This is a genomic window from Alphaproteobacteria bacterium RIFCSPHIGHO2_01_FULL_41_14, from assembly GCA_001767855.1.
Taxonomy (GTDB): Bacteria; Pseudomonadota; Alphaproteobacteria; order UBA7879; family UBA5542; genus 2-01-FULL-41-14.
In genome coordinates this window covers 698,786-722,935 of record MEMF01000002.1, presented here as the reverse complement: position 1 = coordinate 722,935, position 24,150 = coordinate 698,786, and the positions used below count along the sequence as shown (strand labels likewise).

The 24,150-nt window shown below is 44.7% G+C and carries 29 protein-coding genes and 3 tRNA genes; 18 read left to right on the top strand and 14 right to left on the bottom strand.

Annotated features, from left to right (window positions below; all coding sequences use genetic code 11):
* Nucleotides 1-49: 49 nt before the first annotated feature.
* Nucleotides 50-793: a hypothetical protein gene (locus A2621_03610; GenBank protein ID OFW89940.1), complete on the bottom strand. Its 744-nt coding sequence runs from the start codon at nt 791-793 to the stop codon at nt 50-52.
* 117 nt (nt 794-910) lie between these two features.
* Between A2621_03610 and A2621_03605 the strand changes: the two genes are divergently transcribed.
* Entirely contained in the window at nt 911-1,921 is a 1,011-nt protein-coding gene (locus tag A2621_03605) for a 2-nitropropane dioxygenase (protein OFW89939.1), read from the top strand.
* Here the strand turns inward: A2621_03605 and A2621_03600 are convergent.
* Entirely contained in the window at nt 1,918-2,130 is a 213-nt protein-coding gene (locus A2621_03600; GenBank protein ID OFW89938.1) for a hypothetical protein, read from the bottom strand. The two genes, A2621_03605 and A2621_03600, sit on opposite strands and share 4 nt — an antisense overlap.
* A 215-nt stretch (nt 2,131-2,345) precedes the next feature.
* On the opposite strand from A2621_03600, the gene A2621_03595 reads away from it, so the two are divergent.
* Together A2621_03595 and A2621_03590 are read left to right on the top strand one after the other, a co-directional pair.
* Nucleotides 2,346-2,861 carry a hypothetical protein gene (locus tag A2621_03595; protein ID OFW89937.1) on the top strand — a complete coding sequence of 172 codons (516 nt, stop codon included), beginning with the start codon at nt 2,346-2,348 and terminating at the stop codon, nt 2,859-2,861.
* A complete protein-coding gene (locus A2621_03590; GenBank protein OFW89936.1) occupies nt 2,836-3,417 on the top strand; it encodes a hypothetical protein in 582 nt (193 codons plus the stop codon). The genes A2621_03595 and A2621_03590 overlap by 26 nt, the downstream gene beginning before the upstream one ends.
* Nucleotides 3,418-3,473: 56 nt before the next feature.
* On the opposite strand, the gene A2621_03585 is transcribed toward A2621_03590, so the two are convergent.
* The 3 genes from A2621_03585 to A2621_03575 are packed head-to-tail and all read right to left on the bottom strand — an operon-like array spanning nt 3,474 to nt 4,708.
* Entirely contained in the window at nt 3,474-4,064 is a 591-nt protein-coding gene (locus A2621_03585; GenBank protein OFW89935.1) for a 50S ribosomal protein L9, read from the bottom strand.
* A gap of 13 nt (nt 4,065-4,077) precedes the next feature.
* Nucleotides 4,078-4,353 (bottom strand): 30S ribosomal protein S18, encoded by a 276-nt coding sequence (locus tag A2621_03580; protein ID OFW89934.1) that lies wholly within the window; start codon nt 4,351-4,353, stop codon nt 4,078-4,080.
* Nucleotides 4,354-4,372: 19 nt separating this feature from the next.
* Complete coding sequence (locus A2621_03575) at nt 4,373-4,708, bottom strand: 30S ribosomal protein S6 (protein OFW89933.1); 336 nt, start codon at nt 4,706-4,708, stop codon at nt 4,373-4,375.
* 156 nt (nt 4,709-4,864) lie between these two features.
* On the opposite strand from A2621_03575, the gene A2621_03570 reads away from it, so the two are divergent.
* The 7 genes from A2621_03570 (at nt 4,865) to A2621_03540 (ending at nt 9,850) form a co-directional block, all read left to right on the top strand.
* Entirely contained in the window at nt 4,865-5,803 is a 939-nt protein-coding gene (locus A2621_03570; protein OFW89932.1) for a [acyl-carrier-protein] S-malonyltransferase, read from the top strand.
* 15 nt (nt 5,804-5,818) lie between these two features.
* On the top strand, nt 5,819-6,559 hold the full coding sequence (locus tag A2621_03565; GenBank protein ID OFW89931.1) for a 3-oxoacyl-[acyl-carrier-protein] reductase: 741 nt from the start codon (nt 5,819-5,821) through the stop codon (nt 6,557-6,559).
* A gap of 115 nt (nt 6,560-6,674) precedes the next feature.
* Nucleotides 6,675-6,911, top strand: a complete 237-nt coding sequence (locus tag A2621_03560; GenBank protein ID OFW89930.1) for an acyl carrier protein — start codon at nt 6,675-6,677, stop codon at nt 6,909-6,911.
* Nucleotides 6,912-6,950: 39 nt separating this feature from the next.
* Complete coding sequence (locus A2621_03555) at nt 6,951-8,225, top strand: beta-ketoacyl-[acyl-carrier-protein] synthase II (protein OFW89929.1); 1,275 nt, start codon at nt 6,951-6,953, stop codon at nt 8,223-8,225.
* Nucleotides 8,194-9,198 (top strand): hypothetical protein, encoded by a 1,005-nt coding sequence (locus tag A2621_03550; protein ID OFW89928.1) that lies wholly within the window; start codon nt 8,194-8,196, stop codon nt 9,196-9,198. Before A2621_03555 ends, A2621_03550 begins: the two co-directional genes overlap by 32 nt.
* Nucleotides 9,199-9,310: 112 nt before the next feature.
* Entirely contained in the window at nt 9,311-9,550 is a 240-nt protein-coding gene (locus A2621_03545) for a hypothetical protein (GenBank protein OFW89927.1), read from the top strand.
* A 12-nt stretch (nt 9,551-9,562) separates the two neighbouring features.
* Nucleotides 9,563-9,850 (top strand): addiction module toxin RelE, encoded by a 288-nt coding sequence (locus A2621_03540; GenBank protein OFW90138.1) that lies wholly within the window; start codon nt 9,563-9,565, stop codon nt 9,848-9,850.
* Between the two features lie 74 nt (nt 9,851-9,924).
* On the opposite strand, the gene A2621_03535 is transcribed toward A2621_03540, so the two are convergent.
* Entirely contained in the window at nt 9,925-10,992 is a 1,068-nt protein-coding gene (locus A2621_03535; GenBank protein OFW89926.1) for a hypothetical protein, read from the bottom strand.
* Between the two features lie 192 nt (nt 10,993-11,184).
* On the opposite strand from A2621_03535, the gene A2621_03530 reads away from it, so the two are divergent.
* Nucleotides 11,185-12,378 carry a hypothetical protein gene (locus A2621_03530; protein OFW90137.1) on the top strand — a complete coding sequence of 398 codons (1,194 nt, stop codon included), beginning with the start codon at nt 11,185-11,187 and terminating at the stop codon, nt 12,376-12,378.
* 152 nt (nt 12,379-12,530) lie between these two features.
* On the opposite strand, the gene A2621_03525 is transcribed toward A2621_03530, so the two are convergent.
* From A2621_03525 to A2621_03495, 7 genes are all read right to left on the bottom strand, one after another.
* Complete coding sequence (locus tag A2621_03525; GenBank protein OFW89925.1) at nt 12,531-13,265, bottom strand: hypothetical protein; 735 nt, start codon at nt 13,263-13,265, stop codon at nt 12,531-12,533.
* A 176-nt stretch (nt 13,266-13,441) separates the two neighbouring features.
* Nucleotides 13,442-14,896, bottom strand: a complete 1,455-nt coding sequence (locus A2621_03520; GenBank protein OFW89924.1) for a hypothetical protein — start codon at nt 14,894-14,896, stop codon at nt 13,442-13,444.
* Nucleotides 14,893-15,486, bottom strand: coding sequence for a phosphoheptose isomerase (locus A2621_03515; GenBank protein OFW90136.1), 594 nt, complete (start codon nt 15,484-15,486; stop codon nt 14,893-14,895). The genes A2621_03520 and A2621_03515 overlap by 4 nt, the downstream gene beginning before the upstream one ends.
* Nucleotides 15,487-15,496: 10 nt before the next feature.
* Nucleotides 15,497-16,237 carry a hypothetical protein gene (locus A2621_03510; protein OFW89923.1) on the bottom strand — a complete coding sequence of 247 codons (741 nt, stop codon included), beginning with the start codon at nt 16,235-16,237 and terminating at the stop codon, nt 15,497-15,499.
* An 85-nt stretch (nt 16,238-16,322) separates the two neighbouring features.
* Nucleotides 16,323-16,691, bottom strand: a complete 369-nt coding sequence (locus tag A2621_03505; GenBank protein ID OFW89922.1) for a glyoxalase — start codon at nt 16,689-16,691, stop codon at nt 16,323-16,325.
* Nucleotides 16,692-16,736: 45 nt separating this feature from the next.
* Nucleotides 16,737-16,830 (bottom strand) — tRNA-Ser (locus tag A2621_03500).
* Between the two features lie 79 nt (nt 16,831-16,909).
* Nucleotides 16,910-17,821: a hypothetical protein gene (locus A2621_03495; protein OFW89921.1), complete on the bottom strand. Its 912-nt coding sequence runs from the start codon at nt 17,819-17,821 to the stop codon at nt 16,910-16,912.
* A gap of 165 nt (nt 17,822-17,986) precedes the next feature.
* Between A2621_03495 and A2621_03490 the strand changes: the two genes are divergently transcribed.
* From A2621_03490 to A2621_03460, 7 genes are all read left to right on the top strand, one after another.
* Complete coding sequence (locus A2621_03490) at nt 17,987-18,217, top strand: hypothetical protein (GenBank protein ID OFW89920.1); 231 nt, start codon at nt 17,987-17,989, stop codon at nt 18,215-18,217.
* A 62-nt stretch (nt 18,218-18,279) separates the two neighbouring features.
* A tRNA-Arg gene (locus A2621_03485) sits at nt 18,280-18,356 on the top strand.
* Between the two features lie 26 nt (nt 18,357-18,382).
* The gene (locus tag A2621_03480) at nt 18,383-20,242 is read left to right on the top strand and encodes a hypothetical protein (GenBank protein ID OFW89919.1); all 1,860 of its coding nucleotides are present in this window, start codon (nt 18,383-18,385) and stop codon (nt 20,240-20,242) included.
* A gap of 133 nt (nt 20,243-20,375) precedes the next feature.
* Nucleotides 20,376-20,879 carry a hypothetical protein gene (locus tag A2621_03475; protein ID OFW90135.1) on the top strand — a complete coding sequence of 168 codons (504 nt, stop codon included), beginning with the start codon at nt 20,376-20,378 and terminating at the stop codon, nt 20,877-20,879.
* A 183-nt stretch (nt 20,880-21,062) separates the two neighbouring features.
* Nucleotides 21,063-21,230, top strand: a complete 168-nt coding sequence (locus tag A2621_03470) for a 50S ribosomal protein L33 (protein ID OFW89918.1) — start codon at nt 21,063-21,065, stop codon at nt 21,228-21,230.
* 103 nt (nt 21,231-21,333) lie between these two features.
* Nucleotides 21,334-22,752 (top strand): hypothetical protein, encoded by a 1,419-nt coding sequence (locus tag A2621_03465; protein OFW89917.1) that lies wholly within the window; start codon nt 21,334-21,336, stop codon nt 22,750-22,752.
* Between the two features lie 82 nt (nt 22,753-22,834).
* Nucleotides 22,835-22,910, top strand: a tRNA-Glu gene (locus A2621_03460).
* 102 nt (nt 22,911-23,012) lie between these two features.
* Here A2621_03460 and A2621_03455 read toward each other — a convergent pair.
* Nucleotides 23,013-24,128 carry a hypothetical protein gene (locus A2621_03455; protein ID OFW89916.1) on the bottom strand — a complete coding sequence of 372 codons (1,116 nt, stop codon included), beginning with the start codon at nt 24,126-24,128 and terminating at the stop codon, nt 23,013-23,015.
* Nucleotides 24,129-24,150: the final 22 nt, after the last annotated feature.

The following is a 24,150-nucleotide window of genomic DNA, read 5'->3' as shown; positions in this document are numbered from 1 at the left end:
TAAACTTAGGGCCAGAGTCAAATCTGGCCCTTTTTATTTTGAGGCCTTTCTAGAGAAGCTTTTCTTTGATAGCATAGCCCATATAGTTGATCTCCAGCGTATCAGATAAAGACCATTCATTCTTCAGGGGAGAAAAATGAACACCTTTGAAAGAGGCATCTTGAAACCCTGCCTTTTTAAATAAATGAAACAATTCGGCAGGTTTCAAAAAGTTAGACCAATGGTGGGTGCCTTTGGGCAGCCACTTTAAAACGTACTCAGCTGCAATGATTCCCTCTAAATAAGAGCGCAATGTTCGGTTCAGCGTGGCCACAATGCACAGCCCACCGGGGGAGGTCTTTTCAAAGCACAGAGCTAAAAAGTCTGCCGGGTTTGGAATATGTTCTAAAACTTCCAGGGCCAGCACCACGTCATATGTTTTTTGATCCTGTAAGTCTTCGAGCGTGCAGGTGCTGTAAAGAATATCTAGCCCAAAATGACGGGCATGATCTTTCGCGATGGACGTATTCTCAGGGCTGGGGTCTATACCGGTGACAGAGGCACCAAGTCGACTCAGAGGCTCGCAGACAAGACCTCCGCCGCAGCCAACATCCAGGATGGTCAGGTTTTTGAGGGGAAGGGCATCTGGTTTTTTATGAAAATGTTGCATGAGAAGGCTTTTCAGGTAAGAAAGGCGTATCATGTTCAGTTTATGCAACGATTGGTATGAACCCGTTTCATTCCACCAATCTTGGGCATTGTCTGAGAATTTTTTGACTTCGTTTAAATCTATGTTATTGTTTGGTTTAATCATGCAAGGAACCTTTTTCCTTTAATAGTATCATAATTTTCTTTTTTTTTATAAATTCTCTTGGTAAGTTACCTCTGTTTAGAAAAACAAAGAAAATTATCACAAACTCACAGAAGATTTATGCAAAACAGATTAAATAAACTATGGAAGCGCGGTTGTGACCTGTTGGGGTCTCGGTATGCTATTTTAGGGGGCGCCATGACCTGGGTTTCGGAACCAGGGTTGGTAGCGGCAATTTCTAATGCTGGTGGGTTTGGGGTCTTGGCGTGTGGAGCGATGCCTCCTGATATTTTAGCTGAGGAAATCAGAAAAACACGCACGCTCACGAAAAATACGTTTGGGGTAAATTTGATTTTATTGCACCCTCTCATCGAAGACTTGGTGAAGGCTTGTATGACAGAAAAAGTTTCCCATGTTGTTTTGGCAGGCGGGTTTCCGCCGGCAAGCTTCCTCGATATGTTAAAAACGGCGGGCATTAAGGTGGTTGCCTTCGCGCCCTCCTTAATGATGGCGAAAAAGCTGATTCGTATGGGGATAGATGGCCTAGTGATTGAAGGCATGGAAGCCGGTGGGCATATTGGCCCCGTTTCCACCACGGTATTAGCCCAAGAGATTCTGCTTCACATTCAAGAAGTTCCTGTCTTCGTAGCCGGCGGTATTGGGCGAGGGGAGGCTATTGTCTCGTATTTAGAGATGGGGGCTTCAGGATGTCAGCTGGGGACCAGATTTGTGTGTGCTACAGAATGCAAAGCCCATCCTAACTTTAAACAAGCCTTTATGCGGGCCAATGCCCGAGATGCCGTTGCCTCGGTGCAGTTAGACGAGCGATTCCCTGTGATTCCTGTTCGAGGATTGGTCAATAAAGGAACGGAAGATTTCATTAAGCTGCAACGTCAAGTAATCCAACGGGTGGATGATGGCAAGGTTACCTTGAAAGAAGGGCAATTAGAGATTGAACACTATTGGGCTGGGGCTTTAAGACGGGCCGTGGTTGAGGGGGACGTGGAGCGAGGATCCCTCATGGCCGGGCAAAGTGTGGGGATGGTTTCCAAAGAACAGCCAGTGGCAGAGATCATTGAAGAGTTGGTTACTCAATCGCTCTCTTGTCTAGAGCAGAAAAAAGTTTCTTAGGAAAAAATCCAGAACATGACCCCCACAAAAGCGACGATGACGATGAGCCATCCCACAAAGGAAGAGAGGACTCTCGACGAGCTTTTCTTATTCGTATTTGCAGGGGTTTTCATGTGAGTAAATATACCAAACTTTTCGAGTTTCTCAAGAATAAGATTGAAATAAAAGGTTGATTTAAAAATTAAAGGTGAGGGGAGTACCAGCCCCATTTGTGTAAAAGTACGGTCTTTGGGGATCCGGATTAAATCAAATCATGGGAAGCTAAGCATTGAACTGCCCAGTTTTAGGGAGACTGTCATTTAGCCCTTTTTTTATTTAAAAAATAAGAAATTTCACCTTGCTATACATCTCCATCTTGTGTAGTCCTCATATGGGACAGAGGAATTTTTGATTAAGAGTACAGAGTTTCCTTTTCATTTTTAAGATGGAGTTTAATATGAAAAATATATGTAGTTTCTTTGGATTCTTGCTGATAGGGTTTCATGTTCATTCGGCTTTACTAGACCAAAATAATATAGATATAGATTTGAGTCGTCGGAGCATTACGTCTCCTTCAATCTCCTGTTGTTTTAGAGGTCATCGCCCTCTTGACACAACGAGTGTGATTGATTATTTAAAAGAAATTCCTGAGGCTTCCACACGTGTTAAATCTTTAAACCTAAATGACAACATAATTACGTTAGAGGGGGCAACAGAAATAATTGACTATATTAATAAAAATCTTCCTTCTTTGACGCGGCTAAATTTGAGTTTTAATCGTCTTTATGAAACAGGATGGGATGAACAAGAAAAATTTGAACAGACCTTAAACACCCTGCTTGCCAAGGAGCGTTTTGAAAAAATAAATCTGGAAGGCAATGGGATAGCATGTTTTCCTTGGATTCAAAAAATGTCTTTCCTTGGTCTTGGGCAAAATGTTTATGGAAAGATTCAATGGTAAAAAAGAAGTTCTTTTTAAGATAGTCGTTCTTTTCTTATTTTTCCCGCTTTGTTTTTCTGCTATTGGAGAAGAGGACTATGGGTGTCGTTGGGTTTCTACCCTAAATTTTACTGCAACTGTCAATATTCCTGATATTGAAAAGAAGACGGATCCCAAAAAAATCATAACAACAGGAGAAGGAGGTAATACCTCTCTCATAGAAACAATTCTCAATGACAAACAAAATCCTTTTAGAATTGAGAGTTTTGATGTCATTAGGATTCATCAGGGATTAAAGAAATCGACCTTAGAAATAGGGGATCACAACAGTGTAGCAGCAGGCTTAAGTTTGATTTTCCATGATCCAGTAAAGGAAGATAAAAATTTTGTTGTTTGTTTTGAACCATTTAAGGAAAAAAATAAAACCATAAGTTTTTTGAGTGGTTCTTGCCCCCCATCTCGGCCCGAAGAACATATTATGGATGCGTCCAAAGTTTCCCCTAATACGTTACTCAAGAGGTTTGGAAAGAGACTGGAAGAGGCATCATCTATAATAGGGAAACCAATATCGCGCTGAACAACAAAAAACCCACCCTCAAAAGAGAGCGGGTTTTTTGTTGATTGAAAAATCTTTTAGTTAGCTGAGAGTTCTTCTCCCAAATCAGCCACGTTTTCTTCTGGGAAACCAGGGTGTTCTGTCTCGATCGTCTCTACGGGTGCGGCAGTCGTCTCTTTCTTGAAAACCCCGTCTGGGCTTTCCAATAATTTCTTTGCCTCTTCTTCGGAAGGGGCAATGCTGACTTTTATGAAGAGAGACACCTCGGGGTGAAGAGTAAGCTTCACATCGTAGACACCCACTGTTTTAAGAGGCGTGTCAAGACGCACTTGGGTATGGGTGATGTCAATATGATGACCTTCCAAATACTTGGTAATGTCCCGAGAGGTGACAGAACCATAAAGGTGGCCGACTTCACTGGCTTGACGAATAACAAGCAAGTTTACTTTGGCTGCTTTCTTGGCAATGGCTTCCGCCTTTACCTGAAGATCTTTGCTTTTTTCTTCAAGGGAGGCACGTTGTTGCTCGAAATAGGCAATGTTTTCCGCGGTGGCTCTTAAGGCCTTTTTCTGAGGTAAAAGATAATTTCGTCCGAAGCCATCTTTTACTGAAACAACGTCGCCCATACGGCCTAGTCTTTCAATGCGTTCTAATAAAACTATTTTCATATTATGAGGCTCCTTACTTCGATACGTAGGGCATGAGGGCGATGTACCGCGCTCTTTTGATAGCAATTGACAGGCCTCGTTGTGCCTTTGGTGTTACATACGTAATACGGCGTGGCATAATTTTTCCTCTCTCGGTTACAAAGCGAGACAAAGTTCTTGCGTCCTTGTAATCGATGGCGATGGCATCTGGTCCACTAAAAGGGCAAGATTTTTTTCCTGAAAAGTGGCTCTTGGTTTGGCTTGGGCCACTCTTTGGTTTTCTTTTAAAGTCTCTTGTTTCTCTGGTCATTTTTCAAATCCTTAAACTCTTATTCGCTGTCACGTTTTGTTTGCATCATGACAGAAGGCCCTTCTTCAAGCTTGTCCACTTTCACAGACAGGCTTTTCAAGATGTCCTCATTTAGATTCATTTCATGGCGCAGGGCTGAGATAGTTTTTCCTGAAGCTTTGATTTTCAACAACACATAATGGCCACGACGATTTTTGCGAATGGGATAGGCAAGGGTTCGAAGACCCCAATACTCATGCTCTTTCACTTCGCCCTTTTGATCTTGGACGAGCTTCTTGTATCCTTCTACCAGGGCATCTACCTGATTGGGGGATAAATCTTGACGTGCAATAAAAATATTTTCGTAAAATGACATATAAACTCCTTATGGCTAAAAATTACCGAACGCGCGAATTTACGGGTCAGCAAGAAGTACATTACGATTAATCCTCAGCTTATACGAGCTTTTATATCAAATTGCAAGAAATAAAAACACTTTTCATTTTGGGAAAAATTAGATAGAAACACACAAATGAAGCAAGCTCTTTTATTTCCAGGCCAGGGATCCCAAGTTGTGGGTATGGGGCGAGATTTATATGACGCCTTTCCTGTCGCGCGCCAAGTGTTTGAAGAGCTTGATGATGCGCTCTCTCAGAATCTCACCGACCTTATCTTTGAGGGACCAGCAGACCAACTCATGTTAACCGAGAATACTCAGCCAGCTTTGGTGGCTGTTTCCATGGCGGCACTTCGTGTGTTGAATGAGGCGGGGATTGGTACACCTTCCTTCTCTTATGCGGCTGGTCATTCTCTTGGAGAATACGCGGCCCTCTGTGCCGGGGGGGTGCTAAATTTTACCGATACAGTGAAGGCTTTGAAAGAGCGTGGTCGAGCTATGCAGCACGCTGTGCCCGTGGGACAGGGCGGGATGGTGGCGCTGATTGGAGCATCGTTGGAACAAGCAGAAACCATTTCCCAACAAGTTTCTCGGTACGGTGTCTGTGAAGTGGCCAATGATAACTGCCCAGGCCAGATCGTGCTGAGTGGAGAGTTGGTGGCGTTATCCCATGTGGCGGCCATTGCAGAAAGTCTCTCTATTCGAAAAGTCATTCCTTTAAAGGTGAGTGCACCGTTCCATAGCTCTTTAATGATGATGGCGGCCGAGCGGATGAAAAACGTCCTAGAAAAGCTGCCCTTTGAAAATGCCTCGCTGCCTATCCTCCCCAATGTGACCGTTGTCCCCGAGACAGACGGGGACATTCTGCGGAATCTATTAGTGCGTCAAATCACGGGGCGTGTAAGGTGGACAGAAACTATACAAAAGTTGCAGTCTTTGGGGGTGACGCGGTTTGTAGAAGTGGGGGCCGGGACAGTTTTAAGTGGGCTTGTAAAACGGATCTCTCCCGATGTGCGGAGTTTGTCCATTCAGTCCCCCCGTGATGTGGAAGAATTTATGGCCCTTGAGGCGTGAGCTTAGGAGTGTATTATGTTTGACTTTAAAGAGAGGAAGATTTTAGTGACGGGAGCTTCTGGGGCTATTGGCCAAGCAATTGCCTCCTCTTTTCATGCGCGGGGTGCCACTGTCACTTTAAGTGGTCGTCGACAAGACGCCTTGGAAAAGATCGCAGACGGCTTGAGGAACGAACGCGTTCACATTGTTACCTGCGATTTGGGAGACGAGGCTTCCGTTAGCAAATTGATTCCCGACACGATGGAAAAAATGGGGGCCATTGATACCCTCATCAATAATGCGGGAATCACCAAGGATGGTCTTATGTTTGTGATGAAGCCTGAGGCTTGGCAAGAAGTGCTGCGGGTAGATCTTGAGGTGCCCTTTCGCCTGACTCAAGCAGTGTTGAGGTCTATGTTAAAAGCCCAATTTGGACGCATTATCAATATTACGTCCGTGGTGGGGGTGACAGGAAACCCAGGACAAACCAATTACTCTGCAGCTAAAGCGGGTTTAATCGGGATGTCTAAGTCATTGGCAAAGGAAGTGGCCTCGCGAAATATCACCGTTAACTGCATTGCCCCGGGATTTATTAAATCTCCCATGACAGATATTCTAACGGAGGAACAAAAAGAAAAAATTGCATTCTCTATCCCACAAGGGCATATTGGCGCCCCTGAGGATATTGCGGCTGCGGCTGTTTATCTCGCAAGTCGTGAAGCTGGTTATGTAACGGGACAGACCATCCATGTGAATGGTGGTATGGCCATGGTTTAATTTTTGACTAGCCAAATTAAACTGTTTATGATAGCTAGAACATCATGTCTAGCTAGTGGCTGTTTGATGATGAGTAGCCATTTGGTAATCTGTAATTTATGAAGGAATAGAAACGATGGCTGATACAGCAAGCAAAGTAAAAAAAGTTGTGATGGAAAAGTTTAAACTTGATGCCTCAAAGGTAACTGATAATGCAAGTTTCACAGATGACATCGGCGCAGATAGCATTGATCTTGCAGAGCTTATCATGCTTTTTGAAGATGAATTTGGGTGTGAAATTCCTCAAGAAGATGCAGAAAAAATCAAGACAGTTAAAGACGCTGTAGAGTATATTGACAAGCATGTGGAATAATAGGAAATCTTTGGATTTCCTTTATATGATAGAATAATCATGAAGCGTATTGTTGTTACAGGAATGGGGATGGTGAGCCCGCTGGGCCCAGCCGTTTCTCAGAGCTGGAAGAAATTGATTCATGCTGAGTCTGGCATCCGAAAAATCCAGCAGTGCGATGTGTCAGATATTGCGTGCCAAATTGGGGGAGAAATCTCCATTTTCCAAGATGGTGAGGGAAGTCAACCTTCCACAGAGCATCTTAATATTGATGCCTTTGTAGAGCCCCGCAATCAAAGCAAAATGGGGCGGTATTGCCTTTTTGGAATTGCGGCGGCAGATGAAGCCTTAAAAGATGCTGGATGGCATCCCCAAACAGACCTTGAGAAAGAGCGCACCGGTGTTATGATCGGCAGTGGTATTGGGGGCTTAGAGGGCATCTATCAGAACTCAGTGGCTTTGTTCGAACGTGGCCCCCGACGTGTGAATCCTTTTTTCATCCCGGCGTGTCTCATTAACATGACGTCTGGCAACGTTTCCATCAAATATGGCCTCAAAGGTCCTAATCATTCGGTTGTAACGGCTTGTTCCACCGGCGCGCATGCCATAGGGGATGCGGCCCGTCTTATCCAGTATGGGGATGCGGACGTCATGGTGGCTGGGGGCACAGAAGCTAGTATGTGTCGTATTGGTTTGGCGGGGTTTGCAGCCTTGCGTGCCATTTCATCATCCTATAATGATCGCCCCACCGAAGGATCTCGTCCTTGGGATAAGGGACGTGATGGATTCGTGATGGGCGAGGGGGCTGGCATTGTGGTTCTCGAGAGCCTAGAGCATGCCCAGAAGAGAGGTGCCAAAATCTATGCTGAATTAGTGGGATATGGCCTTTCTGGAGATGCCTACCATGTGACGGCGCCAGATGGGGATGGGGCCTATCGTTCCATGAAGATGGCCTTAAATCGTGCAGAAATTGCACCAGAAGAGGTGGGATATGTGAATGCCCATGGGACGTCCACACCTGTGGGGGATATTATGGAATTGCAAGCCGTTCAGCGTTTGTTCGGCAATCGTCCAAAGCTGTCCATGTCGTCCACCAAGTCCTCTATCGGGCATTTGCTAGGGGCGGCGGGTAGTGTGGAGGCTATTTTCTCCATTTTAGCCATGCGAGAGGGCATATTGCCTCCAACTTTAAATCTAAACGACCCAGATCCTGCCTGCGAAGGGGTTGATCTGATCCCTTTAAAAGCAAAAGAAAAAAAGGTAAACTATGTGTTATCGAATTCTTTTGGCTTTGGGGGGACAAATGCCTCACTCGTTTTTAAACGGTTTTCATAACGCCTACAATGTGTGGTATAAGACCACCTTCTGGGGCATTTCCGCCGTTCTTTATTGTTTGTTAGGGCTTTATGGGTCTATGCATTCCCCAGGGCCTTTTTCCCATTCGGTGATCTTGAAAGTACGGAAAGGGGAAACCGTTCCCGTTATTAGCCAGCACCTCTATGATTTAGGTCTGATTCGTTCCAAATTTCTTTTCTCTGTTTATTTGAGGTATACCCAAAAAGATCGCGCGCTGAAAAAGGGCCAGTATGTTTTTGAACCCTATATGTCAGAGGCCTATATTGCGGATGCGATTTACAAAGGCTTTGGCATTTATTATCGCATATTTATCCCAGAGGGGTATACAAATCTACGGATTGCGGAAAATATTCAAAAATACAGTTTCCTCGAAAAGGATAAGTTTAGACTACCCCCTGAGGGAATGTTATATCCGGATACTTATAAAATAGAAGGGGGGACAACCTATTCCAGCTTCATCAGTCTCATGCAAAACAATATGGAAAAAAACCTCAAGGAAGCTTGGCAGAAACGGGTGCCCAATTTATACTTTAAAACCCCAGAAGATGTTTTGATTGTGGCGTCCATTATTGAGAAGGAAACCAATATTCCCCACGAAAAGCACTTGATTGCAGGGGTCATTATGAATCGTTTGAAACGTGGGATCAAACTACAAATGGATCCCACAACCATTTATGGCATAACGAAAACGGGTGTTCTGGGTCGACCCTTGAAGTTGAGTGATCTGAAAAGGAAAAATGCTTTTAATACGTACTATATCAGTGGATTACCCCCAACCCCCATTTGCAATCCCGGAAAATCCTCTTTAGAAGCAGCCGTGAACCCGGTGTGGACTTCACACCTTTTCTATGTGGCGACGGGCAGGGGAGGGCATGCCTTTGCCGAGACCCATGAGCATCATTTGAGGAATATTGAGGCTTTTCGGTCTGTTCTCAACAGTGGTAAAAAGTAAGTTACCTGTGGTTTCCCTCTTGAATCCAGGTAAGAGACGTACTATATTTGTATGACATGTATTTCTTTGTATGGCACATGCTGTAAATACTATCAAGAGAGGATGGAGAGAAATGACTTTATCTGTGAGAATACCTGAAGATCTTGAAGAGCGATTGACCCGCTTCGCCAAGAAGGCTCGACGCACGAAGACGTCTTTTGTATGTCAGGCTCTGGAAGAGTTTTTGGAGGCTCAAGCAGATTATTACGCTGCTATAGAGATTGAAAAAAGAATTGATAAAGGGACTGAAAAAACTTATACCTTGGAAGAAGCCAGCCGTATACTGGGTTGGAAAGACTTAAAAGACCTCTAGACCAGGATGATTATGAAAGCTCAATGGACGATTGTTTTGACAGAATCGTCTATCAAAGAGATTAATAAAATGGGAAAATCTGAAAACGAAAGAATTCAGAGATTTTTGTATGAAAAACTTCTGGGATCTGATGATCCTAGGATCTTTGGGAAAAAGCTGACTGGCCCTCTTCACCAATTTTGGAGTTACCGCGTTGGAGACTATAGAATTATTTCTAAGATTAAAGATGATGTCTTGACCATTATCGTGGTTCGCGTAGGCCATCGGAAAGACGTCTATGAGCAAGAAATAACCCATTAGGTTATTCCTCTCTCTCTCTCTCAATGGTGGCAAGAAATAGGTTGCCGCGTAAAATTAAAGGGAGGAAGAGGGTTCTACACAATAGTTGATAAGTGACCTATAGATGTAGTCGCAGAGGGTTGTTGATCTATGACTGGGGGTGGTTCGGAATTTTTAGGGGGGAGGCTCGTTTCTTGTTTTACAAAAGCGGACAAAGTGGCGCAGCCCGCGGCTACTCCTTGGATGACTAAGGCTCCAGGATAATTTCCAGCTTGTAAAATGGTCCCAACGATGGAGGACAAAGCAGTGCATAGTTTAATGGGGTGTTCCATCGTTTTCAGTATATTTAAAAAACCACGGGTTGCATACTTTGCACATTGTGCGGAATTTAATTCTGTTGAATATCCCCAAAGGCAGCAGTTACAATCAGCCCATCCCTCATTGGTAGAAGAAGGCCCGCATCCTACACAAGAATGAATCGTTCTTGAAAATGTCTCGCACCTTGTGTGACCCGCTGTTCCTCTACAGTTTGGGATCAGGCACCATCCTTCACAATGGTCTCCAAATTGATCTTCGTCGTTCCAGTTAGTACCGGTTCTTCTAAAGAGAGCTTGAGCATCGAAGTGATTTAACCGGGCAGCTATGATTAAATAATCATTGCCTGTAGAATGCGAGCCAGGTTCAGCAGAAGGTCTTAGGTATATCTGAGCGAGCATATAAGCGGCATGTGGATTTGTTTTGGCTAACGTAGACAAAAGTTTTTTTGCAACCTTAGGATTTTTTGATTCTTCAGTCTCTGAAAACAAAGTTTGATAGGTAGATGGAAAACTTTCTCGATCGTCAAATATAACGTCATTAACATGCCACAGAGCTTTTATAATGACGGCTAGAGGATCTTGCCTGTCGAACATCGATATTATGGTGGCAGAAGTTTTTTGAACAAAGAGATTCTCTTCTTCTACAGTGCCCCTAAAATATTTTCTAAAGTCTCCCATAGCGAGTAGAAGAATCTGTGCTCTTTCTTGATTTTTTAATGCCTCATTGCTTTGTTCTTGGTCATCGATAAGAAATTTTGAGATCCTTTTATAGTGTCCACTCAGAAAGTCCTCTTCTATGTGTTTCATGGAAACGGAAGCGTTTATGTCCGAAGAAAATAAAATCATCAGTAGACTTATAAAAAAGTAACGGTTCACGGGGCCTCTTTATTCATTATAACTCCAAAAATATGGGAGATCTTTTTACTTAGTTTTTCACATTTCTTCAGATTAAACAAATGCTTTTTGAGAGCATCTATTTTGGTGCTGATGAAAGAGAATCTTTATTCTAACGTCCCTTTGTGGTACATAGTCTCCATGATGAAGGATATTCCCACACAATACTACGATGTGGCTGTGATTGGCGGCGGGGCGGCGGGACTTATGGCGGCATCAACGGCAGGGCAGCGGGGCAGGAGGGTTGTGCTGATTGAGCATACCGCTAAGATTGGGGAAAAAATCCGTATCTCTGGGGGTGGGCGCAGTAATTTCACCAATCTGTTGGCCTCCCCGAAAAATTATATTTGCAGCAACAAACATTTCCCCAAGTCTGCCTTGGCACGGTATACTCAGCATGATTTTATCAAGCTCGTTGAATCTTATAACATTGCGTATCATGAAAAAACATTGGGCCAGCTCTTTTGTGATGGGTCGTCCCAGCAGATCACTGAGATGATGCTCTCAGAGTGCCAAAAAGGGCAGGTTAAGGTGAGGCTTAATTGTTCGGTGACCTCTATAGAAAAAAATGACCAATTCGTCCTGACAACCACAGACGGGGTGATACAGGCCACCTCGGTGGTGATTGCCACAGGAGGGCTCTCCATCCCGCCTTTGGGGGCCACCGATTTTGGATACAAAATCGCTCGCCAATTTGGCCTTAAGGTGCTGGCCACAAAGCCAGCCTTGGTACCGCTCAAAGTAACACCCTCCCTTCTGCCCATGTTTACCCAACTGAGTGGCGTGTCTCAAAATGTGATGGTTTCTTATCACGATGTGCAGTTTAGAGAAAATATCCTCTTTACCCATCGGGGCCTTAGCGGGCCAGCCATCTTGCAAATTTCCTCTTATTTGGAGAAATTTTCTCAAGAAGAAATTTACATCAACCTGTTGCCTGATCTTAATTTAAGGACGGAATTTACGGTCCACAAAAATAGTAAGCAAACCGTTGCTAATTTCTTGAAAACTTATTTCCCGAATCGGTTCATTGAAGCCATGGCCTCGCTGCATCCTGATTATGGGTGGAGCTTGACCGATCTTAAGAATACGGCGCTCTTCGCCATTGCGGACCAGATTCACCACTTTAAGGTCATGATCGATGGCAGTGAAGGGTACCAGAAGGCAGAAGTCACCGTGGGGGGCGTGGATACGGATGAATTATCCTCTAAAACCATGGAAAGCAAAAAGATTCCCCATTTATTCTTCATCGGCGAGGTAGTGGATGTTACTGGATGGTTGGGTGGATATAATTTTCAATGGGCCTGGTCATCCGGATACGCGGCAGGGGAGTATTGCTAATTGAATCAGAGAGGGGCGATCTCAAAAGGCTTCAATAACCCAGGGAGCACCACTAACAATGACACAAGAATAAGTATTATGGAAAGGATGTGTGGGGTGATTTGATGAGGGACGCATTCTACCTATCCCGTCTGACGGGATAGGGAAAACGTTCAGAAGGGATCAAAACCCTGGTTGTCATCAAAACGATCATCTCTGTTATCACTATCATCGTCGCTAAAACCACTGCTAAAACCACGACCCCCTTTAGATGGGGCTGCCTGGGCTAGAGTTTTACAATACGACAAATTGGCATTCGTGAAACAGTTGCAGAATTTGTTATACAGGTCTAGGGCTTGACTTCCCGCTTGGAGGGAGGGCAAAAGTCCAATTAACAAGTCTGGTGGGTTTTGGGCAAACTGAGGGCTGCGATTCAAGAATTCCTGCAGATCGTTCAGCAAAACTCTTAATCTATCTCTTTTGGCGGTATACCAGTCTTCTGTCCTAGATTGGCCCCCTCTATCTGGATATCGTTGACTTTTCTGTTCCCCAATAAGGTTTCGATAGGTGGCAGGGAAACTGGTTTGGGCTGTGGCAGCCTGATTTGTTAACTGTCTCACCTCAGCGAGATTTAACAATACTTTGATTTGTCCAATGCTGTTTAGTTCGTCCATGGTGACGCCGGGTGTTTTGAGGGCATCGTCTAAAACACGTCGATCTGCATTGATTTGAGGGGTTCCATCAGTGATCTTTTTGGGGGTTTCTCGAGAGTTGTCGACCTTTAAGGTCCATCTTGCAATCACATTTCTAGCCTCTTGACTTAACCCAGACCGTAAGCCTTGTTGGTTGTATACAGTATTATACCCAGAATTAGCAGGGGCAGTTAGAAAGCCTCCCGGGTTGCCCATGGGGTTGTAGATGGGTCCCCCCATCCAGGGAGTAATCCCCGCAAAGGAAGAAAAGGCAACAAGTGTTGTTGATAAAAAAATAGAACGACGAAATACTCTCACAGCCTACCTCCTCTTATTAGAAAAAGGATATCATGTTTATTTTTTTTAAACAACGCCCTCAAAAGAAAAGCTATTTACTGCTGAATTTTTCCAATAATGGCTGTGCTGCTGCGCCCTGGGTCCAGTTCTACCAGAACCACCTTCCCGCCCCTTTTTTGAACAAAGTCTCCGCCCACCACTTGATCCACCGTATAATCAGCGCCTTTAATTAAGATATCAGGACACAGTTCTTGAATGACTTCGAGGGGTGTGTCTTCTTCAAAGATAAGAACCGCATCTATAAACTTAAGACACGCCATGATGGTGGCTCGTGTTTTCTCGTCATTAATGGGGCGTGTGGGGCCTTTTAAACGACGGACAGAGGCGTCGCTGTTGATGGCCACAATCAGCTTGTCGCAAGCTTCTTTGGATTCTCTTAAGATCTTGATGTGGCCTTGGTGTAAAAGGTCAAAACATCCATTGGTAAACCCAACCTTCAGCCCTTTTTGATGCCATACTTTTATTTTTTCCAGCACCATACCAATGGGCATAAGTTTGTCTTCTTTGTCGTGGGCCTTTTCTGTGCAATAGTGTTTTAGCTCTTGATCAGAGACAGTGGCTGTCCCTATTTTTCCTACCACGATGGAGCCGGCAATATTCGCCAAATAGCAAGAATCTTGCAGAGGAACGTTTGCTCCCAAGGCTGTGGCCATAAGGGCAACAACGGTGTCCCCTGCCCCCGAGACATCATATACTTCTTTGGCCTGAGTCTTATAATGATGGGTTTCACCGTTATTTCTCACCAAGGTCATCCCATCTTCACTGCGGGTGGCCAGAACATTTTCTATGTCGCACTCTCTCAAAATTTTGGTGGCAGCCAGAGTGACTTCTTTATCGGTTGAGGTGGGAAGATCCGTTGCGTCATGGAGTTCTTTTCGATTCGGAGTAATGAGTGTAGATCCTTTGTAAATGGAATAATCATTTCCTTTCGGATCGGTAATAATGGGTATTTTATGTTTTCTGGCTTCTGCAATCAATGGTGCTAGGACAAGGTCTTGGTGCAAAACGCCTTTGCCGTAGTCAGATAAAACAAGGGCCTGTACTTGGGGAAGTATTTTTTTGGCTCGTTCCATTAAGGTTTTATAAAGAGACGGATTAAAAAAACCAACGCGCTCGTAATCGACCCGCAATAACTGTTGGTTTTTTGTGGAAAATCGACGCTTTTCAATGGTTTGGATGGATTTATCCCGAATGAGGTGGGACGTATTAATGCCCTTTTCCTCTAAAAGATCGCAGAGCTTATTGCCATTTTCATCGGTTCCAATGATACTGAGGATAAGAGGCTTAGCGCCGAGTGATAACACATTATTTACCACATTGCCTGCCCCGCCTAGGGTATAAAATTCTCGCGTCGCCTTTAAGATGGGGATGGGGGCTTCGGGCGAAATGCGGGAGACTTCCCCATAAACAAAAAGATCGAGTATAAGATCTCCGACACAGAGGATGGAGGCCTCTTTGAACTGATCGATGGAGGCAAGAATAGAGGTCATGAATAGGTTTCCAGTTTCAACTCTTTTTCCAACGCATCACAGAGCATTTGACCTAAGGTGATATGCATTTCTTGAATGCGCGCTGTGATGTCCGAGGGGACAATAATCAGAGGATCGGCGAGCCCCAGAAGGTCTCCCCCTTTTTTACCCGTTAAAGAGGCGGCGGTAAGTCCTTTTTTCCGAGCCATCTCTAGCCCTTTAATGACATTGGGGCTTTTCCCTGATGTGGTGATCCCAATCGCCACATCTCCCCTCTTTCCAAGGGCTTCAATTTGCCTTGAAAAAAGAAACTCAAAACCTAAATCATTGCCGATGGCGGTTAGGGCTGAGGTATCTGTGGTTAAGGCAAGGGCTGCAATGGGAACACGGTTTTTACGATACCGAACCACCAGCTCGGTCGCAAGATGCTGCGCATCCCCCGCACTGCCTCCGTTTCCAAAAAAAAGGATTTTCCCTCCGTTTTGGATAGAAGTCGTACAAATTTTCACCAAAGACTTAAAGGGTTCGTACACGTGGTCTTGGGTAAGCTGAGCCACCTTAAGATGCTCTTCAAACTCATCTTTATAAAATTGTTGCAAATTAAAGGTCATGAGGGGGCTCTTATTCATTTTTATTCACAAACTTTAGCAAAACTTCTGTGGGCAGTTGGATGGTGGTCAGAGGGTAGGAAACCTTAAAAGAACAAGTTTGCCCGGAGAAAAGCCGGCCTTCTTTGAGGTGAGTCATCCATTTACCAATAGTGCATGTTTTGTTTTCATTTTGTTCTAAGTCAAGGAATTGATCAACCCAGGAAAGAGGTTGGCAGACCCCCTGCCCTCTGAGCGTAACTTGGATACAAGGTGGAGTCAGAAGTTTATCCGAGGTGTTTGTCACGCTGCCTGTGATCTCGAGGGAGCGATGCATGCCATTATTGATCACTTGCCACTGGGTGTTGTGAAAGCGGAAAGCAGCGATGTTATAAGCCGAGATCCCTAGCGCTGTATAGACTCTTTCCATGCCGGGCACAAACCGCACCACGTCATTACGACCAAAAAACAAGCCGGTGAAAATTAACCCCAGCAGCACGGGGATCAAAAAAAGTTGTTTTGTAAAAAAGGAGGCTTTCTCTTCTAAATATTCTTCCTCTTGGTCTGAAACGGCGATCAAGGGAATGTCTTCTTGGGTCTCTAACGTAGCCTCATCAGAGGTGCCTTTTTTTGGGGCGGGTGGGTACTGGAACCATTGGTGGTCACATTCGGAACAAGCGACATACCGTCCCTCTGTGCCCAATAAATCGCCCTCTATTTCAAAGGGGGTAGTGCACTCAGGACAAGAAATTGTGATGAGAAGATTTTCAGCCATCTTATTTTTATAATTGGTTTTGGGATGGAATGCAATTGGTACTGCGGGAAAATACCCAATCTCTCTAGTCTTTTTTTAACCGGCGTTAATCCAGCGGGCATACCCGGATAATATGGCCATCGGGATCTCGAACAAGAAAAGTGCGACCAAAGACTTCTGTACTGGGTTTTTGTAAGACTTTAATATCTGGATTCTTTTGCCATTCCTGAAAGAGCTGGTCTACATCTTCATTGGAGGGCAACATAATGCCAATTTCAGAGAATCGCGGCGCATCAGCATCGGGAGATTCCCCACCTGTCCAAATCGCAAAGAACGCCTCACCACCCCCAGCGTCAAATGCCACATAACGTGGGCTCGAAAATACGGGCTCAGCCTTAAAAAGCCTTTTGTAGAATATTGTTGAGCGCTCGATATCAGATACATAGATAAGCTGTAGGTTTGGTCTAGGGGATATTTTCGTAGTACTCTTAACTTTGAATATAAAAATTCAAAAATTTATTGGCGGAGGGAGAGGGATTCGAACCCTCGATACAGATTATTATCCGTATAACGGTTTAGCAAACCGGCGCTTTCAGCCACTCAGCCACCCCTCCAGTTGTGTTTGGTTTTAGAGGGTGTGGCCTGGATTGTCAATCTACAATTCACAAAAAGAGCGCTTGGGAAGGCACCTGATCATTGTGGTTTCTTTGCGATCAGTACTTGAAAATCTTTAATTGTGTCTGGTTTCATATATTTTCCTTTGTCGAGGGTATTCTCGCGAATGCCCTCAAAAACAGGATCTCCATGAATAGCCTTGTTGTCTTCAAATTTTATAAGAAAACCAGACGCTTCTAGGTTGGCAATAAGGTTATTAAAATAATGATCCGTAACTGCTTTTCGGTTTCTTTCCCTATAGTCTCTGTCTAGGGAGGCTTGATATTCTGACATCCCTTCTGGCAGTGGTAGCATGAGTCCTATTATTCCTGGGCCAGGATCGGGCAGGTAGAGGCGTCCTCCTTTCTTCAGCATTCTAAAGAGAGTGGAAAATGTCGTCTTTTCATTTTTGGCATAGAGAAACTTTAGTGTTGAAAAATCAAAATAAATGTTTGTAAACGCTTCTGGATATTGGGCTGCAAGCTTTTGAAAATCGGAGCTATCGAAATCGGCATGGATGAAGTGAGAAGATCCATCGTTTGGAAGAGTTTGCCTATCGAGGAAATATACATTTTTCGGGAGGTTGTGTGCTTTTAGAAGAGGGTGATCTTTCTCTTTTTCAGATACTCCAATCACTAAGAAGGAATCTCCCATCCGTGTCATGGCGGCTCGGGCTTCCTTGGGTGAATGTGGCGCTTTGGGTGAATGAGGGGGCGACTTTCTTCTTGTTGGGGAGTTTCTTCCAGAGAGAGGAGCGAAGCCCATGTCTTGCAACCTCTGTGAAATTTCTCTGTCAGACAGATCAGGATTATTCTGCATCATTTCGGCAATTATTTCATCTGGAGCGGGGGATTGTCTCATGGCGGCCTCTGTGCCCAGACCTAAGGTTAGGAAAAGTAAGCTCACAATGATTTTTTTCATAAAATATCCTCCACTTTTTTTATCGTTCATTTAGTAGTGTAAACGAGATCTTCTTTTTTTAAAACCCCTGAACAATCCAAAGTATTGATAAAGTATTAGAAAGTATTGACTTATTCAATTTGAAATGATCTCATAATAATTATAACTATGTATCAGCTGTAAGATCGTATATCTATGGATATAAAGAAGTATAAAATGTTTGATGTGGTTATTTATCAGCCGCCAAAATCTGCCGTACAGCTGGGGTGCGGGCAAAAAATCCGTTGGGTTTTAGAGTTTGTCCAGAAACGCGCCCACGTATTTGACCCTCAAACAGGGTGGTGTGGAACGACCGAGCCCTTTCTCAATCATAAGCTTTTCTTTTCGTCCATTGAGCAGGCCATTCGATTTGCGGAAAAAGCGCATCTGACGTATCTCTGCTGTTAAATTGATTATTCTCCGTTGTCTGTCTTTACAAAAAGCCTTGATTGTGTGTAATTTGGGGGCATGCGTCCTTAGCTCAGCTGGATAGAGCGTCGGCCTTCTAAGCCGCAGGTCAGAGGTTCGAATCCTCTAGGACGCACCACTTCTTTTAGGGATAGGCCTGTTTTCATGACGTTTCACTTTCTTTTCTGGATTCTATTGATCCCCTTCTTTGCCGAGGCGAGATGGGCAACACATGAAGATGCCGCGCTGCAGCTGAACGATCGAACCCAAATTGAGACCGTTCGACCGGATGGCACATCGGAAATGGAAATTACAGAAGAACTAGAAGTTTTAAAAGACTCTGGGCGAGAGGCGGCCACAGTCCAGCGTCTTTATTATAACGAGTTTTCAGAAAAGGTATCCATTCTGGATGCTTACACCCTAACGGAGGGACAAAAACATAAAGTGGATCCCGCCACGATTGAAGACAAGCCTATGGCCAGTTTTGGGGCGGGGTTTGATCAGGAACGGCAAATTTTGTTGGTGTATCCGCGCGTGGCCGTGGGGTCAAAAGTATATTTGAAATACAAGGTCGAGAGGACACAGGTTCCCTTAGAAAATGTATTTTCATCAATCCCCATATGGGGTCAGAGTTATTATTGGAAAAAGAGTCAGAACATTATTCTTTCAGCCATTCCCCTAAAAATCAAAGTGAACGATCCTCAGCATGTTTTAAAGGTGAAAGAGAGTAAAGAGGGGAAGCTTCAGAAGATCTCGATCACGCAGACAAAGCCCCTTTATGCAGAAACGGTACAAGACGGGAATTGGGTTGCTTACAAGAAACTTACCTGGGTATCGCTCTCAAGTTTAAAGAATTGGGAGGAACTCTCTCGCCGCTCTTTAGATGGGTGGGAGAAAGTCTTGGTTCAACCTTTACCAGAGAGATTTGAGGCTATCGAGCAAAAAGCAAAAAAACAAAAAACAGAAGTAGGGCAGATAAACACAGTTACCTCTCTTCTCAGTGAGACCATTCAGTATATGGGGGATTGGCGAACGGTGGAGGGAAGATTGTGGCCTCGGAGTTTGGCCAAAATCGCAGAAACTCATATCGGTGATTGCAAGGATTTTTCGGTTGTGACGGTGGCTATTTTAAGGAAATTAGGATTCCAGGCCTACGTTGTTTTGGTGAACCGAGGCGTAGAAGTTCGGGATTTTGAAGAGGCCCTACCCTTTTATGATGCAAATCATGCCATGGTAAAGGCCATTGGAAAGTCAGGCAAAATCTATTGGGTGGACCCAACAAACCTCGTGAGTATGGCTCAAGGAATTTTCCCGGATGTGGCGGGGAAACACGCTTTTGTTTTGGATCCCAAGAACCCAAGCCGTGAAAAGATCCCAGAGGTAAGCCTGCTTACCAATCAAACAGTGGCGGATAGAGCGCTCACCATTCAGAAAGATTGTTCTATAGATGTCTCGGGTAAAGCTATTTTCAAGGGGGAGTCAGCCTTAGAATGGGCAGGGAAAGGGCTGGTTTTATCCCCCAAGGGGATTGAAGAAGAGATTATCAGTACGTCTGTGGGGGAACCTTTAGAGAAGGAAGACAAGCGGACTGTGGAAATGCCTGATTTGACAAAGCGTATTGTGGAAGATCTGGTTTTTAAGTACACCTACCACCAGCGACAGGGAGTCAAGAGAACGAATAGAGGCTATTATTTAGAGATTCCCGCCATGCTGTCCTTACTGACGGCAGAAGATCAAGTTTCAGATATGTTTCTGGGGTCGCCTCCCATCACCCTTAAAAAGGTTCGCGTCATAAAAGGGGGAACTATTGAGAACACTCAGATTTTGAATGCAGAAATTAAAACCCCCTGGGTGGAAGCTAAAAGGGTTTGTACGCAGGAAAAAGAGGGTTTGCACATGGAAGATACGTTGGTCATTAAAACAAGGTTCATTCCCGCGGACGATCTCAAAGGACTTGTTTATAAAAAGCTGGCCAAAGATCTTAAGTTTTACTTTGATGTGGGTATCGTCACTGAGGTGAAGTAGCCCCCCGTCTTGTCGCCCCCCTTCTCTCGAAGATGAAAGAGGATAGTATCCGTCCCCAAAACACGGTAGGATAAAGGTTAAAGACAGCAGAAGACCGTTTGAGGAGTGCACGTTGAAACAACCAGAGATTCAGTTGCCGGGGCTTATTATTGTGTTGGGATCCACCAATACAAAACAAGGTGTCTTGTCGCCGATCTCTAAAGCTCGGGCGGCAAAGGCTTATGAATTTTGGCTCTCGCATCCCTCCTTTAAGTTTCTTTTAACGGGGGGGTTTGGCGCTCGGTTTAACCAAACGGACAAACCTCACGGGGCCTATGTGAAAGATTATCTGATGTCGCTGGGCCTCCCTCCCTCTGCCATTCTGGGCATTGTGGAAAGTTTTAACACCATAGAGGATGCGTTTTTATCGTCCATCGCCTTAGAAGGCATAGAGATTGATCGGCTTTTCATAGCTACCTCTGATTTTCACGTGCGGAGAGCGCGTCTGATTTTTGAGCATGTGTTCAGAAATCGTACAATAGAGTTTTTAATCTCCACCCCGTCTGTCACAGTAGCGCAGAAAAAACGTCTAGAGGTTCATGAAAGAAAATCGATTGAACGTCTCTTGAAAGCGGAGCGGTTAAGAGTTTTTGATTGATGGATTCCGACGTCGGTGCTTAGCACCTCCTCTGGATGACGATTCTGTTTTCTTCTCGCCATTCAGAGGCCCGTAGGGCCGTGGAGTTCACCTCATTTTTTCCTTTTCCGTTTCTAAATCCTTGACAACCCCCTATCCCTTAGTGTATACAGGGGCTACAAATAAATTTATTAGGACGTCACGATGGCTAAAGGAAAGACAGTTTTAATTAAGCTAGAAAGCACAGCGGACACAGGATTTTTTTACGTGCGTAAGAAAAACCCACGCACGCTGACAGAAAAGCTTGAATTAAAAAAATATGATCCCCGCGTTCGTAAACACGTCCTTTTCAAAGAAACAAAGATTAAGTAGTTTCTATTTCTTTTCTCTCCCGTCTTGAAATTTGATAAATCGTCCTTATCTTAGTTTTGTATAAGATTTCACCCCTAAAGACAGGACGGAGTATTTCCCCGCTATGACATTTGAAGACCTAGGACTCAGCGATAGCCTTCTAAAGACCTTAAAAGATAAAGGCTATACTACCCCCACCCCCATTCAAGCCCAGATCATTCCTTTGATTCTGAGGGGCTCTGATGTTTTAGCGTGTGCCCCGACCGGCACCGGCAAGACGGCGTCTTTCGCCCTCCCCTTGGTTGAAATTTTGTCAGAGACAGCCTCAAAAGCGCGCTTGATTCGGTGTTTGGTCCTTGTGCCAACCCGAGAATTAGCGACGCAAGTTAGTGAAGCGTTTAAGGATTACACGAAGAACCACAAGCTTAGAGTGGCGGAGTTCATTGGGGGTGCGTCCATCATGAAGCAAAAACAAATTTTGAATAAGGGCATCGATGTGGCGATTGCCACCCCAGGTCGCTTTTTGGATTTGTATGAAACCGGCTGTATTTTGCCCACAGAAATTAAAAACGTGGTGATTGATGAGGCTGATCGGATGATGGACATGGGCTTTTTGCCAGATGTGCGCAAAATCCTCGCGGCCATGCCGAAAATGCGGCAAACTGTACTGCTTTCAGCCACCATGGCGCCTGCCATTAAAAAGTTGGCGCAAGAATTTCTCATGTCTCCGAAAGAGGTGATGGTGGCAGCGCCAGCCTCCACAGCGGTGAATATCACCCAGTATTTTGTGAATGTGCCCCCCGTTAAAAGCGAATCAGAACGGTTGCGCACACAAGTAGCCTTGATGATCGGCATCTTTGAGAAATGGTCTATTTCCTCGGCGGTGATCTTCTGTAACAAGAAGCACCACGTGGATAAAGTGTATCAACAACTGAAGAAACAAAATTTTTCTGTGGAAGTGATTCATGGAGATTTGACTCAGTCCCGACGCAACAGAGCCCTCGAGAATATGAAAGCTGGGACCGCCAAATTTTTGGTAGCCAGTGATGTGGCCGCGCGCGGGATTGATATCATCAGTTTGCCGTGCGTGATCAATATGGATATTCCCATGAATATTGAGGATTATGTGCACCGTATTGGTCGGACGGGTCGTGCGGGGGCCGAAGGCCTTGCCTTTACCATGGTTACGAAAGCCACGAGTGGGGCCGCCCAAGACATTATGAAGATGATTGGAAAGCAGATCGACTTTGTGAGTGTGAAAGACTTGCCCGTTTCTTATACGCCAAGCGTAGAAAAGGGGGTCCAAGCGGCGTCTTATGACAGATCTCAGAGAAAATCACAAGACGGGCCTCAAGATAGAAATCAGCAGGGCCAAAAAAAAAAGAAAAATCGGCACCGCTCAGCTACGACCTTCTCGCCTCAGCGGACAGAGAACAACCTTCCCTTCCCTCCCAAGAGGAACCGCAAAAACAAAGGCCAGAGACGGAGAGCTGCAGCAGCAGCCCTCAGGGATTCGGGGATGACGACCTCCCCTCTTTTCTAAAGAAATAGAAATATCTCTTGCTTTTCAGCTGGATCCTGATTAAACAGGGAGGATATAGCTTATTCATGGCTATGATTCTTAAGTCCCCATCGTCTAGAGGCCTAGGACACCGCCCTTTCACGGCGATAACACCGGTTCGAATCCGGTTGGGGACGCCATTATATCAGGTGTCAGCCCCAAAATCTTTGGTTCTACAAGGAGCCTATTCTAAAAAAGCCTCTGAAAAATTTCAGAGGCTTTTTCTGTGGGTGACTTAAGTTTTATTGACGGGAGGCGTTAGCCGCAGCAGTTTCTAAGTCTCTCAGGCTTTTTGTGAGGACACTAAGTCGACTCCTTGCATCAGTTGCTTGATGGATAAGCGTATCAAACAAAGCTCCCAATTGTTCCTCGATGCCTTCTGCCTCTCTTACAAGGGAGGCTATATTACTGGCCGGAGGCTGTGACGTCCGGGACCCTACTTGTGTAATCGCCCAAAAATCTGAAGCCAAAGAGGTGTTGGTTAAATAGGCATAAGGAATCCAACAATATCCTTCTAGGCCCCATTTATCACTCCAAGAATTACGAACCAAAAAGTATCCTGTATTGGATCCCTCGGTTTTTGCGTCATCATACCCGACTAAAACAAGGGCATGACCTCCCAGTAACCGTTCTCTTTTGGTGTTCGGCATCGGAACCATACCCGTGGTCGTAACCGCATCACTTTCAAAGGAATCATAAACATCCATCCCAAAGACCACAGGGTATTCTTTGGCCAAAAAGCTTTTTATAGTATTAGCAGACTGGTTGTTTATAGCACTGAGACCTTTATCTAAATTCATAAAACCTTTTGCCGCAGCATAGGCTTCAGCAGAAGGTTTTTTCTTAAAAAGTTTTTTTGCATCAGAATAAGGCCAAATTTCTTCAGAACACACCCCATATTGGCACAAAGCCTTAATGGCATCAGCAATGGTCCCTCCCACATCTTGTTGGGTGGATTGATCATAAAATCGTGTATTCCAATATTGAAAAAGGCGCGAGAATTCTTCTGGGGTTTGAGTGCCTTGTTTCTTGAACATGTATTCTAAGGCGGCAGTGGATGCAAAAGCGGTACAAGATCCTAGACTGCCTTGATCATCCACATCTCCAAAATGGCTGCGGAGATCCATAGAAGCAGGAAGAGCGGTGGCGGCCTCTAATGTTTCAGCGCGGGGAACCGTAAGATTACGCTTAAGCCATCGATGACTTTTTCCTTCCTGACGAAGGTTTGGAACATATGTTCTTTTGATTCGACCGGAGCCAGGTGAGGAATCATCCTGCATTGCGGCATGACTGGCCGTTACGATGGCCACCGAAAGAAAAGCAGCACTTACCCATTGTTTTGTCATTTTAGAAATCATGAATTGCCTCCTGTTAAAACTT